This is a genomic window from Flavobacterium sp. 1355, from assembly GCF_017833415.1.
Taxonomy (GTDB): Bacteria; Bacteroidota; Bacteroidia; order Flavobacteriales; family Flavobacteriaceae; genus Flavobacterium.
Genome location: NZ_JAFICC010000008.1, coordinates 194,567 through 209,323 on the forward strand (window position 1 = coordinate 194,567; position 14,757 = coordinate 209,323).

Annotated in this window: 12 protein-coding genes; 3 read left to right on the top strand and 9 right to left on the bottom strand. The window is 34.8% G+C overall.

Annotated features, from left to right (window positions below; all coding sequences use genetic code 11):
- Nucleotides 1-75 precede the first annotated feature (75 nt).
- Together JOD96_RS12070 and can are read left to right on the top strand one after the other, a co-directional pair.
- Nucleotides 76-1,725 (top strand): SulP family inorganic anion transporter, encoded by a 1,650-nt coding sequence (locus JOD96_RS12070; protein ID WP_209564521.1) that lies wholly within the window; start codon nucleotides 76-78, stop codon nucleotides 1,723-1,725.
- Between the two features lie 119 nt (nucleotides 1,726-1,844).
- Nucleotides 1,845-2,483 (top strand): carbonate dehydratase, encoded by a 639-nt coding sequence (can, locus tag JOD96_RS12075; RefSeq protein WP_209564522.1) that lies wholly within the window; start codon nucleotides 1,845-1,847, stop codon nucleotides 2,481-2,483.
- Between the two features lie 33 nt (nucleotides 2,484-2,516).
- Here the strand turns inward: can and JOD96_RS12080 are convergent, their stop codons facing one another.
- Both JOD96_RS12080 and JOD96_RS12085 read right to left on the bottom strand, forming a co-directional pair.
- Nucleotides 2,517-3,719 carry an LETM1-related biofilm-associated protein gene (locus JOD96_RS12080; protein WP_209564523.1) on the bottom strand — a complete coding sequence of 401 codons (1,203 nt, stop codon included), beginning with the start codon at nucleotides 3,717-3,719 and terminating at the stop codon, nucleotides 2,517-2,519.
- A 105-nt stretch (nucleotides 3,720-3,824) separates the two neighbouring features.
- A complete protein-coding gene (locus JOD96_RS12085; RefSeq protein ID WP_209564524.1) occupies nucleotides 3,825-4,352 on the bottom strand; it encodes a superoxide dismutase family protein in 528 nt (175 codons plus the stop codon).
- A 205-nt stretch (nucleotides 4,353-4,557) separates the two neighbouring features.
- On the opposite strand from JOD96_RS12085, the gene JOD96_RS12090 reads away from it, so the two are divergent.
- Nucleotides 4,558-5,076 carry a DUF4251 domain-containing protein gene (locus JOD96_RS12090; protein ID WP_209564525.1) on the top strand — a complete coding sequence of 173 codons (519 nt, stop codon included), beginning with the start codon at nucleotides 4,558-4,560 and terminating at the stop codon, nucleotides 5,074-5,076.
- Nucleotides 5,077-5,228: 152 nt separating this feature from the next.
- Here the strand turns inward: JOD96_RS12090 and JOD96_RS12095 are convergent, their stop codons facing one another.
- From JOD96_RS12095 to JOD96_RS12125, 7 genes are all read right to left on the bottom strand, one after another.
- Nucleotides 5,229-6,323, bottom strand: a complete 1,095-nt coding sequence (locus tag JOD96_RS12095; RefSeq protein WP_209564526.1) for a glycoside hydrolase family 18 protein — start codon at nucleotides 6,321-6,323, stop codon at nucleotides 5,229-5,231.
- Nucleotides 6,324-6,549: 226 nt separating this feature from the next.
- A complete protein-coding gene (locus JOD96_RS12100; RefSeq protein WP_209564527.1) occupies nucleotides 6,550-8,355 on the bottom strand; it encodes an acyl-CoA dehydrogenase family protein in 1,806 nt (601 codons plus the stop codon).
- Between the two features lie 156 nt (nucleotides 8,356-8,511).
- Nucleotides 8,512-9,693, bottom strand: coding sequence for a thiolase family protein (locus tag JOD96_RS12105; protein WP_209564528.1), 1,182 nt, complete (start codon nucleotides 9,691-9,693; stop codon nucleotides 8,512-8,514).
- A gap of 223 nt (nucleotides 9,694-9,916) precedes the next feature.
- Nucleotides 9,917-10,378 (bottom strand): IS200/IS605 family transposase, encoded by a 462-nt coding sequence (gene tnpA / locus JOD96_RS12110; protein ID WP_209564529.1) that lies wholly within the window; start codon nucleotides 10,376-10,378, stop codon nucleotides 9,917-9,919.
- Nucleotides 10,379-10,462: 84 nt separating this feature from the next.
- Entirely contained in the window at nucleotides 10,463-12,853 is a 2,391-nt protein-coding gene (locus JOD96_RS12115) for a 3-hydroxyacyl-CoA dehydrogenase/enoyl-CoA hydratase family protein (RefSeq protein ID WP_209564530.1), read from the bottom strand.
- Between the two features lie 48 nt (nucleotides 12,854-12,901).
- Nucleotides 12,902-13,360 (bottom strand): MarR family winged helix-turn-helix transcriptional regulator, encoded by a 459-nt coding sequence (locus JOD96_RS12120; RefSeq protein ID WP_209564531.1) that lies wholly within the window; start codon nucleotides 13,358-13,360, stop codon nucleotides 12,902-12,904.
- A gap of 222 nt (nucleotides 13,361-13,582) precedes the next feature.
- A complete protein-coding gene (locus JOD96_RS12125) occupies nucleotides 13,583-14,620 on the bottom strand; it encodes a helix-turn-helix transcriptional regulator (RefSeq protein WP_209564532.1) in 1,038 nt (345 codons plus the stop codon).
- Nucleotides 14,621-14,757: the final 137 nt, after the last annotated feature.

The window sequence follows — 14,757 nt, forward strand, 5'->3', positions numbered from 1 at the left end:
TCCGATTATTTTTAAACCGACTGCATTTTATCAAATGCAGGAGATCTTTAATGTTTCAATTTTTAGTATTGTATTATGACAAAAAAAATTAATCTTTTTGCCAACCTTAAATCTGACTTTGCCTCAGGTTTAGTGGTTTTTTTGGTGGCTCTTCCATTGTGTTTAGGTATTGCAATGGCTTCTGGGGCGCCGTTATTTTCTGGAATTATTGCAGGAGTTATTGGAGGTATCGTAGTTGGGTACTTAAGCCAGTCACATATTAGTGTATCTGGTCCTGCAGCTGGTTTGACAGCAATTGTATTAACTGCTATTACCGATTTTGGAGCTTTTGATGTGTTTTTACTGTCTGTTTTTATTGCTGGATTAATTCAGCTGGCATTAGGGTTCTTAAAAGCCGGAAGTATATCAAATTATTTTCCAACCAATGTAATCGAAGGAATGCTTGCAGGTATCGGGATCATCATTATTTTAAAACAATTGCCACACGCTTTTGGTTATGATGCTGATTTTGAAGGAGACCAGGCTTTTATTCAAAATGACGGAAGCAATTCGTTTTCGTTTTTATTTGATGTTATTAATCATATCAATTTAGGAGCAGTAGTAATTTCTATTGTTTCTTTAGTGATATTAATTTCATGGGATAAAGTTTCTTTTCTTAAAAAATTAAAATTAGTTCCGGGAGCACTTATTGCAGTTATTCTGGGTGTAGTTCTAAACGAAATATTTATTTCGACAGGAAGTTCATTAGCTATTGGCAAAGAGCATTTGGTTTCTTTACCGGTTCCAAAATCTTTTGACGAATTCAAATCAATTATTATTACACCGGATTTTACCGCTGTAACAAATCCAAAGGTATGGGTTGTGGCTGTTACAATTGCTATTGTAGCTTCTATTGAGACCTTGTTATGCATTGAAGCTTCTGACAGAATGGATGCTCAAAAGCGCTATACAGATACTAATGTTGAATTAAGAGCACAAGGGGTTGGAAACATGTTAAGTTCATTATTAGGCGGTTTGCCAATGACTTCTGTAGTAGTAAGATCATCTGCAAATAATAATGCAGGTGCAAAATCTAAAATGTCAGCTATTATCCATGGAGTACTTTTATTAATCAGCGTTTTGAGTATTCCGGCAATTTTAAATAAAATTCCGTTGGCAACTTTGGCAACAGTTTTAATTTTGGTAGGATACAAATTAGCAAAACCGGCAACTTTCATGCATTTTTGGCACAAAGGAAAATATCAATTCGTTCCTTTTATCGCCACTTTAGTATTTGTGGTTGCAACAGATTTATTAAAAGGAGTTGCATTAGGAATTATTATCAGTATCATTTTTGTATTGAGAGGTAATTTAAAGAGAGCTTATATTTTCAAAAAAGAAGAATACGAAGATGGAGATGTTATACATATCGATTTAGCTCAGGAAGTTTCATTTTTGAATAAAGCGGCCATCAAACAAACTTTGAAGGATATTCCTGAAAACTCTAAAGTAATTATCAATGCACATGATACAGAGTATATTGCGCATGATGTTTTAGATTTGATTCGTGAGTTTAAAGAAACTCGTGCTATTGATGAAAATATTAAAGTAAAACTAAAAGGCTTTAAAAAAGCATACGAGTTAGAGAATACTCCTGACAAAGATAATCACGTTTCTATCGAACATTATTATGATGTTGCGAAGAGAGCATTGGTTAAAAAAGAAACAACAAAAGATAAATTTTAAACAAATTATACAAATAAAGGTATTGATCCGGTTTGAGAGATATCAAAATTTAAATAACTTTACATTAAAGTCTTTTGATATGCTCGGGCATTGACAATATAAAAAAATCAAAAAAAAAAATGAAAGAGTTTTATAAGCAAATACTGGAGAACAATAAAAAATGGGTTGAAGATTCGTTAGCAAAAGACCCAAATTATTTTGCTGATTTAGCAAAAGGACAATCTCCACCATTATTATGGATTGGATGTTCTGACAGCCGTGTTCCTGCAAACGAAATTATCGGTGCAAAACCGGGAGAAGTTTTTGTACACAGGAATATTGCCAACATGGTGGTTCATTCTGATATGAATATGCTAAGTGTTCTGGATTATGCAGTAAATGTTTTGAAAGTAAAACATGTTATTGTTTGCGGACACTACGGTTGTGGTGGTGTAAAAGCTGCAATGGGTAATATGTCTGTTGGAATCATCGACAACTGGATTCGTCACATTAAAGATGAGTATCGTTTGCATGACAAATATCTAAATTCAATCGAGGATGAAACAGAACGTTTTAATGCTTTTGTTGAAATCAATGCAAAAGAACAAGTTTATAACTTAGCAAAAACTTCTATCGTACAGGCTGCCTGGAAAAATGGTCAGGACTTAATGCTTCATGGATGGGTTTACGGTTTAAATTCTGGTTTTGTAACCGATTTAAATGTAACCATTGCTTCTAATGATGAGCTTGATGATGTTTACCAGCTGAGCAATCTATAAAAATAAAAAATCGCCTTTTTAAGGCGATTTTTTTTATTCGTTTTCATCCAGGTTTTCATTAAAAGCCGAAGGCAGGAGAGTTGGGATAAACTTGATCAAAATCGGGAGTAATAAACTTCCGCCTGGTAATAAAAATATAGTTAGTGACGGAATCGTTTTGCAAATATCCAAAAGCTGTTTTTTTACTTTCTTCTTTTCCTTTGCATCAAGATCTCTCGTGGTAGAATAGGCGAGAAGAACCACCAATTCCTTACTTTGCATAATTTCCTTTACCAATCTGTTTTTATTTCTGATAATCAGTTTAACGACGGTATGCGTCATCTGATCATAAAAATGCTTCACAGGATTTGAATAATTGAAATATGGAATTTTCTTTTTATGAGTCGTTATAAACGCATGTGTAGTATCAATACTTTGCGTTACGAAATAATCTGATACTCCCATCATAGAACCCAATGAATATAAGAAATAAGCCTCTTCATTCTCTACAACACCATCACTCCATAATGCCATTCCGGCCATATCGATTAAATAATACTGCTCCAGCTTATCGTTAAAATAATCAAGCTGTAAGGTTTCCAGAGTATCTACAGTAACTTTTGAGAATTTAGAATACCTGATGGAAGCTTCAAAAAGTTTGATTAGTAAATCATCATGCTGTGATTTTACCGTTTTGGTTTTTAAAGCCAGACCTACAATACCAAGAACCGTTTCTTCAATTCGTTTTAGATATTTTTCAGGAATTGCACCTTTTTCCAGATATTGTCTAAAAGCTAATACGTCAATAAACAACAAAGCATTGGTAACCAGATGTGAAAAGTTTTTACTGATAATGCTGTCATTAGTCTGAACTCTCTGGTCGATGATGTTTTCCAGTTCAAAAGAAGGAGTGTCTTTTGGAAGTAAAATTTTTAGTAAGCTAAAACCTTCCGGATTCATTGCTTTGTAAAATTTAAGAACCTCAGTAATAAAATTATTTGGTTCGGAGCTTCTTTTTTCCAAACAAAAAACGCCGTATAAAGTATTTAATAAAGCGACCTTAGAAATTTCGGTTTTAAACCAGCCTTTTATTGGAATTGGAACCTGAGCATCAATAGCAATGATATGCCCATAGATAAATCCTGTTTCTCTTACCTTATAGTAAAAAGAATCTTTGTTTTCAAAAGGGATTGCTTCTGAAAACTTTTGTTCACTAAAAAATTTATCTATCCAGCCAGATGCCGATGCGTTAATCATTAACTTTAGTTTGAGGATACAAAGCTATATCTTTTTCTTGTTGTTAGATTAATTTTTAAATGAAATAACCACTAGATTTTGTGAAAAATAGTGGTTATTGGTTTTTTACTTGATGATACCTGCACAAGCAACCCTTCCGCCTGCATTTCCGGTAGGCTGAGTGGTAAAATCATCCGTTCCCTGATGTACGATTAAACCTTTGCCAAGAATATTTTTTGTTTCATCTTCACAGCCAATGCACCATTCATCGGTAGTTAAAGTGATTGTTCCGTAACCTTTGTCATCAGCAGTAAAGTTTCCTATATCACCTTTGTGATATTCTCCAACTCCCCATTTACCATGTTTTTTAAAGGTAGGGTTCCAGTGTCCGCCTGCAGAACTTCCGTCGGCAGCACTACAATCAGATTTTTCGTGAATGTGAATTGCGTGAACTCCGGGTTGTAAACCGGCTACTTTTGCAACAAAAGTTACCTTGCCGTTTTTCTCCGTAAAAGTGGCAGTTCCTGTTACGGTACTGTTGCTTTTTGGCTCTAGTGCAACGGTCAGAGTTTTAGCGTCGTTTGATTTTGTACTTGACTTACAGCCAATAATTAAGGCTGTAATTATAGCGAAAGAAGCGATGATTTTTTTCATTTTACGGGCTATTAAATAAGTTTATAAGTAAATTTAGCATAAAATGTCTGAAATGTTTGTATTCAAAAGTTAAAAAAAACTCAAAATTAATTATGAAAAAAACGGGCATTGATGATCAAGGAATGCAGAAAATATTACGTAAATTCGTATAGATTTTCAAATAACTTCCCATAATCGAAAAGTTTTAACCTTTAATCTTTACTTTATGAAAATGAAATTATCGATTTTAGCTGTGCTGTTTTCTTTTTTTAGTATTCAGGGTTATGCTCAGGAAAAAACAAAAAAGGAATTAAAAGCAGAAAGAGAACTTCAGAAACAAAAAGAAACAGAAGTACTGATAGATTCAAAAAGCTTTGTTTTTGATGCCGAAAAACTAATGCCTCAAACAGGCAGGATGATTATTTTGGATTATAATACTTATTTTTTAAAATTCAATCAGGATAATGTCACTTGTGACTTACCCTTTTTCGGGCGTGGCTTTAATGTTGGTTACGGATCTGACGGCGGAATAAAGTTTGAAGGCAAACCTGAAAATTTAAAGATCGAAAAAACTAAAAAATATTATTCGGTAAAAATGACCGTAAAAGGCAAAGATGATGTGTATGATGTTTTTTTTAAAATATTTTTTAATAAGCAAACAACACTTTCCATCAATAGTAATAACAGATCTTTTATTTCTTATGACGGAAATGTAAGAGCTTTTAAGACAGATGAAAAGAAATAATTAATTACAGAAAACTTCATTTGGCAATTAAGTTTTTTTATTTCAGAATAACAGAATAATGATTATTGAAATTATAATCTAAATTTTTGGATTTAAATAAAAAACGGCAGCTATTAAAATTTAATAACTGCCATTTTTTTATTTTTCAATTACTATTTTGCTGTCTTAACTTCGTAAATAGCATTAACCATTCCGTCTTTTGGACTATCCAAAGTAAGTTCCCAAAACATGATGCCTCCTAATTTTTTAGACTTTACATATTCAGCTTTAGCTTTTATAGATTTAAGGTCATCAGATGTGGCAAAGGTTTTTGTAGTTGCGTTATACCAGTAAGGCGCTTTTGCTTTTTCATCCCAAAAATATTTCCAACCGTTTGCTTCTGTATAAGTTGAAGCAAAATTTTTAAAATTAACGCCTTCAATGTGCTCTCCGGCCTGATAAAGACCATTGTTTACATTCTCTACATTTTTCCATGTTCTGGAATAAAATGCTCCTCCAATTACTAATTTTTCAGCAGGAACTCCCTGATTTAATAAATAAGTAACTGCTTTGTCTGTTGATTCTTCATTTGGATTTGTGCTGTATAAAGGTGTATGGTGTCCGGTAACTTTTGAATATCCATTAACCAAATCATAGCTCATAATGTTGATACGATTAACTAACGGAGTTACAGCTTTCCAGTCAATAGATTCGTCCAAATATTTTTGAAAACCTCCGGCAGCAAAACTCAATTCGTATTTTTTGCCCAATGTTGAGCGCAATATTTTAATTAACTCTGTAAAATTTGGTTTATCAGAAGGTTGAAACAAATGTCCGGGAAGCCCTTCTATTGCCGGATATTCCCAATCCAGATCTAAGCCATCTACCTTAAAATAATTACTTACTTCTTTTACAGATTTTGCAAATATCAACCGTCCTTCAGCCGTAGAAAATGCACTAGAACAAGGTTCACAGCCACCCCAGCCACCAAGAGATAAAATAATTTTCAATTGTGGATTTTTAGCTTTTAATGCAACCAGGTGTTTTATCGTGATAGAATCTTTTGCCGAATCAACACTTAGTTTTCCGTCTTTTAAATGACAGAAACTAAAAATGATTTGGTTCAGTTTGCTTACTTCGTATTCATCAATTAGTTTAGAATCGCCTGTGTAGTAAGCAATAATATCCATTTTTTTATTTTTTTGCGCAAATGTATTGGTGATGCCTATGCACATAAAAAATAAACCAATTAGAGTAGTTTGTTTCATTTTATGTTTTTTTAGTTTTTAGAAGGTTAAATATATGCAATACATTTAATATTTGACTATGGCGCAACACATGTAGAGCTGATTTTAACGAATATTTTGCAAACCACTGCAAAAATATTGCGTTTCGTAAGAATATATCTCGCAGTTTAAATACAAAAAAATAAACCCGCACAGTTTCGGACTTGTGCGGGTTTAAACAAATTAAAAGCTAAAAACTATTTTTGAATTAGAAGCAGTATGAATTTTCTGCAACTAATTTAGAGGCGATTGTTTCTCTTAATGCCACAACATTTGGCAAGTTGGTATATTTTGTAAAACGTTTTAATCCCATTAACATCATACGTTGTTCGTCTCCTTCAGAGAAAGAAGCAATTCCTTCTTTTCCTTTTGAGTTTACGATATCTACAGCTTTGTATAAGTATAATTTTGCCATAGCAATTTGTTCCTGAACTTTTGCTTCACCTTCTTTTTTGGCTAATTTTTCAGTTCTAAGAATAGTACTTTCAGCGATGTAGATCTCGATTAAGATATCAGAGGCAGCCATTAACAATTGTTGGTGTGAATCTAAATCAGGTCCGTATTTTTGAACAGCGCTTCCGGCAACCATTAAGAATACTTTTTTAAGGTTAGCAATGATTCCTTTTTCTTCAGCAAATAATTCAGAAAAATCCGGAGTATCAAAAGATGGAATTCCCATTAATTCTTCCTGAACTTTCATAGCTGGTCCAAGTAAGTCAACATGGCCTTTCATTGCTTTTTTGATCAACATACCAACAGAAAGCATTCTGTTAATTTCGTTTGTTCCTTCGTAGATACGAGCGATACGCGCATCTCTCCAGGCGCTTTCCATTGGAGTATCTTCAGAGAATCCCATTCCTCCAAAAATTTGGATTCCTTCGTCAGCACAATTCTGAACATCCTCAGAAACAGCTACTTTCAAAATAGAACATTCGATAGCATATTCTTCAACACCTTTCAATTCTGCTTCCTGGTGAGAAGTCCCTTCAGCTTCACGAGCTGCAATTCTGTCTTCGATATCTTTTGCAGCACGGTAAGAAGCACTTTCTCCTGCGTATGCACTAGTTGCCATTTCGGCCAATTTAGAACGGATAGCTCCAAAAGATGAAATAGAAGTATTGAACTGAATTCTTTCGTTAGCATATTTCACCGCTCCTGAAGTTACTCTTCTTTGAGCGTCAAGACAAGCAGCAGCCAATTTAATACGACCAACATTTAAAGCATTCATTGCAATTTTGAAACCGTTTCCTCTTTCAGACAACATGTTTTCAACCGGAACTTTTGTTTCGTTAAAGAAAACCTGACGAGTAGAAGAAGCACGGATCCCTAATTTATGCTCTTCTTCATTCATAGAAATTCCGTTAGACGGATCATTTTCTACGATGAAACCTGTAATGTTTTTATCATCTCCAATACGGGCAAAAACGATGAAAACGCTGCAGAAACCTGCATTCGAAATCCACATTTTTTGTCCAGTAATTTTATAATGCGTTCCATCTTCAGATAAAACAGCCTTTGTTTTTCCAGAGTTCGCATCAGATCCTGCACCTGGCTCAGTCAAACAATAAGCGCCAAACCATTCTCCCGAAGCCAATTTAGGAACGTATTTTTTCTTTTGTTCTTCAGTTCCGTAAAGCGTAATTGGCATAGTTCCAATTCCTGTATGCGCACCAAAAGCAGTTGAGAACGATCCTGTAGCACCAGAAATGTAATCGCAAACCAACATGGTAGACACGAATCCCATTCCTAATCCGCCATATTCTTCAGGAACTGCAACTCCAAGAAGTCCTAGTTCACCTGCTTTGCGCATGCTTTCTTCTGTAAAAGCATAATCTTTTTTCTCAAAACGATTTTTGTTAGGCCAAATTTCTTTGTCTACAAATTCTTTTACAGAGTCACGCATCATTAACTGCTCTTCTGAGAAATCTTCTGGTGTAAAGATATCTTCACACTTTGTTTCTTTAACTAAAAACTGACCACCACGGGTTACGTTTTTTTCGATTGTATCTGCCATTGCTTTTGTTTTTTGTATGTTTTTATATTTTTATAATCGAATCTCCAATCTTGTCATTTCGACGAAGGAGAAATCACATCCAGTATTTCAACACAGTGCGTTCTTAGCGCGTGTGATTTCTCCTTCGTCGAAATGACAAAAAGAGACGTATTTGTCTTAAAGAACTTCGTAAATCCCCGCAGAACCTTGCCCTGTACCCACACACATCGAAACAATTCCGTATTTACTACCTCTGCGTTTCATCTCATCGAATAACTGAACAGAAAGTTTAGCACCTGTACATCCCAGTGGGTGACCTAACGCGATTGCTCCACCGTTTACGTTTACGATATCCGGGTTTAAACCTAGTTCGCGAATTACAGCCAGAGACTGAGAAGCAAAAGCCTCGTTTAATTCAACTAAGTCAATATCTTTTAATTCTAAACCAGCTTGTTTCAATGCTTTCGGAATTGCTTTTACAGGACCAATACCCATAATTCTTGGCTCAACACCAGATGAAGCAAAATTTACTAATCTGGCAATTGGCTCAAGATTCAATTCTTTAACCATGTCCTCACTCATGATTAAAACAAAAGCAGCACCATCACTCATTTGTGATGAGTTACCTGCTGTAACGCTTCCGTCTGCGGCAAAAACCGGTTTTAAACCTGCTAAAGCTGCAACAGACGTTCCGGCACGTGGACCTTCGTCTTGTTTTACAACGTATGATTTCGTTTCTTTTTTTCCATTTTCATTGATGAAAGTCTGCTCAACAGTAATCGGAACGATTTGTTTGTCGAATTTCCCTTCAGCCTGAGCTTTCAAAGCTTTCATATGAGAGTTGTAAGCAAACTCATCCTGATCTTCTCTGGAGATTTTGTATTGATTCGCAACCGCTTCAGCAGTTAAACCCATTCCCCAATAATAATCTTCGTGACCCGCAGCCGCAACTTTGTAATCCGGAGTTGGTTTGTAACCTCCCATCGGAATAAAACTCATACTTTCTGCACCACCGGCAATGATACAATCTGCCATTCCAGACTGGATTTTTGCAGTTGCCATTCCGATAGTTTCTAATCCAGATGCGCAATAACGGTTTACTGTAACTCCGGGAACATCTTCTACTTTCAATCCCATTAAAGAGATCAAACGTCCAACATTAAGTCCTTGTTCTGCTTCCGGCATGGCATTTCCTACCATAACGTCATCGATACGTTTTTTGTCGAAATCAGGGAGTTCATCCATCATAAACTGAATGGTTTCTGCTGCTAATTCGTCAGGTCTTTTAAATCTAAAAACCCCTTTTGGTGCTTTTCCAACTGCGGTTCTATATGCTTTTACTATATATGCTGTTTTCATAATTCTTAATTGTTTTTGATATTTTATAGGTCGCTCCCCAAGGAGCTAATTGCCATTTAAATTATATTTTCTAAAAACAGTTGACCTCTTAGATATTAAATACATACACCTTTTTATTTCTGCTAATCAGTCTCGTGCCTCGTAGAGGCATACTGTTTGTAGCATTAATTAAGGGCTATGTTAATAAGCTCTGTAGGAGCGACCTGTTTTTGCAACCTGTTTGTTATTCAACCCAATCAAACAAATATTTCTCTTCATATTCAATTTCAAATTTTTCTAAAAATGAAAGATATTCTTCCTTAAACGTTTGTTTTTTATGGTTTTCTTCCTGATTTAAAATGTATTTAATCACATTGTCCAAATGACTTTTAGAATAAGAAAAAGCTCCATATCCTTCTTGCCAATTAAATTTTCCGTTAATCCATTTATTATCATTAATAAATTTCGAAGAACCTGCTTTAATATCTCTTACCAAATCTGATATTGAAAGGTTTGGTTTCATTCCAATCAAAATATGAACGTGGTCTGGCATTGCGAAAATGGATAATAATTTTTGTCCTCTATTTGAAATAATACCTGTAATAAATTTGTGCAATTCTTCACGGTTTTCTTTTTTAATCAAATTTTCTCTGCCTTTTACAGCAAAAACAATTTGAATGTAAATTTGTGAATATGTATTTGCCATAATTCGTTTTAAACAGGTCGCTCCTCCGGAGCTAAATCAAAAATCATTTCGTTTTTCTACAAACAGGTTGCCTCTCCGAGGCTTTTAATTTCTTAATGGCTTACCTTTGGTAAGCATATATTGAATTCTTTCCAACGTTTTTCTTTCTGTACAAAGAGATAAAAACGCCTCTCTTTCGATATCTAATAAATATTGTTCAGATACTAAAGTTGCTTCAGATAAATCACCTCCGGCCATTACGTACGCCAGTTTGTTAGCGATTTTTTTATCGTGCTCAGAAATGTATTTTCCAGCTTCCATTTGGTCAGTTCCAACTAAGAACATTCCAAGTGCTTGTTTACCCAAAACCTTAACATCCGTTCTTCTTATAGGTTGTGTATAACCCGCTTCTGCCATTAACAGTGCATGTTTTTTAGCTTCGGCAATCTGACGGTCTTTGTTTACCACGATAATATCTTTACCATGTTGAAGAAGTCCGGTATCAAAAGCTTCATAACCAGAAGTAGAAACTTTAGCCATAGCTATAGTCAGGAAATATTCTTGGAGAACATTCAATTCCACATCATTTTTGCGGAATAAATCAGACGCTCTCAAAGCCATTTCTTTAGATCCACCACCGCCTGGAAGTACACCAACACCAAATTCAACCAATCCCATATAAGTTTCTGCCGCAGCAACAACTTTATCAGCGTGTAAACTCATTTCGCATCCACCGCCAAAAGTCATTCCGTGAGGCGCTACTACAACTGGAATTGAAGAGTAACGAACGCGCATCATCGTGTCCTGAAACAATTTGATTGCCATATTCAATTCGTCATATTCCTGCTCAACTGCCATCATGAAAATCATTCCGATATTGGCCCCAACAGAGAAATTCGCTGCCTGATTACCAATAACTAAACCTTGATATTCTTTTTCAGATAAGTCGATTGCCTTATTGATAGCTTGTAAAACATCGCCACCAATTGTATTCATTTTTGATTGGAATTCTAAGTTCAAGATTCCATCTCCTAAGTCTTGAATAATTGCTCCACTATTGCTCCAAACTTTTTTGCTTTCGCGAATATTGTTCAGAATAATAAAGGAATCTTGTCCAGGGACTTTTACCTGAGATTTTGTAGGGATATTGTAGAAATAAGTCGCTCCCTCTTTTACAGAGTAGAAACTTTCGCTTCCCGAAGCCAACATTTCAGTAACCCATGCAGCTGGCTCCAAACCTTCAGCTTTCATGATTTCGATTCCTTTGGCAACACCAATAGCATCCCAGATTTCGAATGGACCATTTTCCCATCCAAAACCAGCTTTCATGGCATCATCAATTTTATATAACTCGTCTGAAATTTCAGGAATTCTGTTTGACACATAAGCAAACATTCCTGCGAAACTCTTACGGTAAAATTCACCCGCTTTGTCTGTTCCTTTTACTAAAACTTTAAAACGATTGATTGGTTTATCAATAGTTTTTGTTAATTCTAGCGTAGCAAAATTTGCTTTTTTAGCAGCACGATATTCTAATGTATCTAAGTCTAAAGAAAGAATATCTTTATCTACTTTTTTGTAAAAACCTTGTCCGGTTTTGCTTCCGAACCATTTATTTTCCATCATTTTATTGACGAAATCAGGAAGTTTAAACAATTCGTGTTGTTCGTCGTTTGGGCAGTTTTCGTAAATACCGTTGGCAACGTGTACCAAAGTATCCAGACCAACAACGTCAACCGTACGGAAGGTAGCCGATTTTGGACGGCCAATTACCGGACCAGTCAATTTATCAACTTCTTCAATCGTTAATCCCATTTCTTTTACCAAATGGAATAAACTCTGAATTCCGTAAATACCAATTCTGTTTCCGATAAATGCCGGAGTATCTTTAGCAACAACCGAAGTTTTTCCTAAAAATTTAGATCCGTATTCGTTTAAGAAATCCAATACTTCTGTAGAAGTTTTTGGACCAGGAATAATTTCAAATAATTTTAAGTAACGCGCAGGGTTAAAAAAGTGAGTTCCGCAGAAGTGTTGTTGAAAATCCTCGCTTCTTCCTTCACTCATAAAATGAATTGGAATACCAGAAGTGTTTGAAGTAACCAATGTTCCCGGTGTGCGGAATTTCTCGATTTGCTCAAAAACCAGTTTTTTGATATCCAAACGCTCCACAACAACCTCAATAATCCAGTCTACATTGGCAATTTTTGCCATATCATCGGTCGTATTTCCAGTCGTAATTCGATTTGCAAATTTCTGACTGTAAATAGGAGAGGGCTTCGATTTTAATGAATTCGCCAGGTGCTCGTTTACCACTCGGTTGCGAACAGCTTTACTTTCAAGCGTTAATCCTTTTTTAGCTTCAGCTTCTGTCAACTCGCGGGGTACGATGTCAAGCAGTAAAACTTCAACACCAATGTTGGCAAAATGGCAAGCTATTCCTGAACCCATAATTCCGGATCCAATTACAGCGACTTTTTTAATTGTGCGTTTCATATTTGATACTATTTGTTTTTATTTTTATGGAAATGATCTTTATTAAGATTATTCATTTTCCAACTTCTCAGTTTGATTAAATATATTTTTGTCCTGAATTAATTCATTTATGATTTCAGAAACTTCGATAAAATGTTTCAGTTTTTCGTCTGAGACATGTTTTCTAACCGTTTCATTAAATTTCAGAACCGTATTTTTAGATAAATCTCTTTTTTCTTTTCCAAAATCGGTCAGGTAAATTAAAACACCGCGACCGTCACTTGGGTTTTTTTTGCGAACGATTAAACCTTTTTCTTCCATAGATTTCAATGTCCTCGTTAAGCTGGTTGCTTCCATGCCCATTCTCGGGCCCAAAGCGGTTGACGGAGTTCCTTCTTCCTTATCCATACTTAAAAGAGCAAATCCCGTCGCCATGGTAGCATCGTATTTAGCAGCTTCTTCATTATACATTCTTGAAACAGCCTGCCATGTAGCTCTCAAAATATAATCTATTGTTTTGTCTTTCATAGGTAACTATATCGATTTCAAATATAATTAAAAAATACTATGCATGCATATAATTTTTTAATAATTTTTAGGTTAATAAAAAAAATCCCCTGATTTGGAGTGTTTTGTGGCTTTATTTGAATTGAAATATACTATTCTTTTTTTGGATTTTAACATTTAGGATATTGTAAAAATCGTTTTTTAGTTATTATTTCCTCTTAAATTCTGTATTATGCAAAAAAATCATGTATTTAATTCAGCTTCATTTTCTGTTTCATAACGTAATACGGCTCTTTGGAGTATCTTTTTCATACGGTTTCTTAGATTTTCAGGTCTTAGAATTTCTATGCAATCTCCAAATCCCAATAAAAGACGCTCCATCTCATAATTCGGAATAACAAACAAATGAATAATAATGCTCTTGTCTTCATTTTCTTTAATCAATCGCTGAGAGGAGTGCAAAGGCTTCGTGAGTACATAAGGAGCGTTTGCAGCATCAATCCAAAGTTCGATTCGTCTTGCTTTCAAACCGGCATTAACCGTAACACCAATGATATCTTTATAATAAGTTTCGGCATCAAAATCTTCGTCTAAATACTGAAGATTAAAATCATAATCAATAGCAATAATTCTGTCGAGAGCCAAATTGGTAATAGGTTGCGAGCTTTTTGTTTTACCAATTAAGAACCAGCGGTTATTAAATTCCTTTAAAATTAAAGGGTGAAAATGAAATTTAGTTTCTTCTCTTGATTTAAATGATTTATAAGTAATTACCAAAACCACTTTCTTAATAATTGCCTGATATATTTCATCTAAATAATGCAATCCTTTCAGGTTTTCATTTTTATCTAGATGAATTACGGGATTTGTATGCGATTTTTCAGAGTAGATTTTATCTTCCAGACGCTGTAAAATATCCGATACATCACTAAACAAAGAAAAATCCTTAAACTGTTTCAGCATCGAAACCGTTTCTGTCAAAACATTCATATCGTTCTCCGTCAGCGGAATATCGGTTATCGTAAATTCCTCGTCTTCATATTTATAATACTTCTTATCATAAACGACAATGGGTGCGTTGTAACCTAGTTTTTCGCTCCGCATCAACTGAATATCCATTTGAATTGTTCGTTTGCTAATAGGGTTCTCACGACCTTCGTATTCAAACAAAGCTTCAGAACAGCATTCGATCAAATCTTCCAGAGTCCATTTTCTATATCGATTCTGCAGACATTTATCTATCGTTTTATAGCGAATTAAAGCGTTTTTATTTTGTGACATAATTTCTTGGTTTTTTTGCCATGAAGGCGGTAAGACACTAAGTTTTTTATTTAATGCCACAGATTATAAGATTAGAAAGATTTTTACCCATTTTTGTCATCCTGAGGAACGAAGGATCACACCAGAAGCTCCGCACA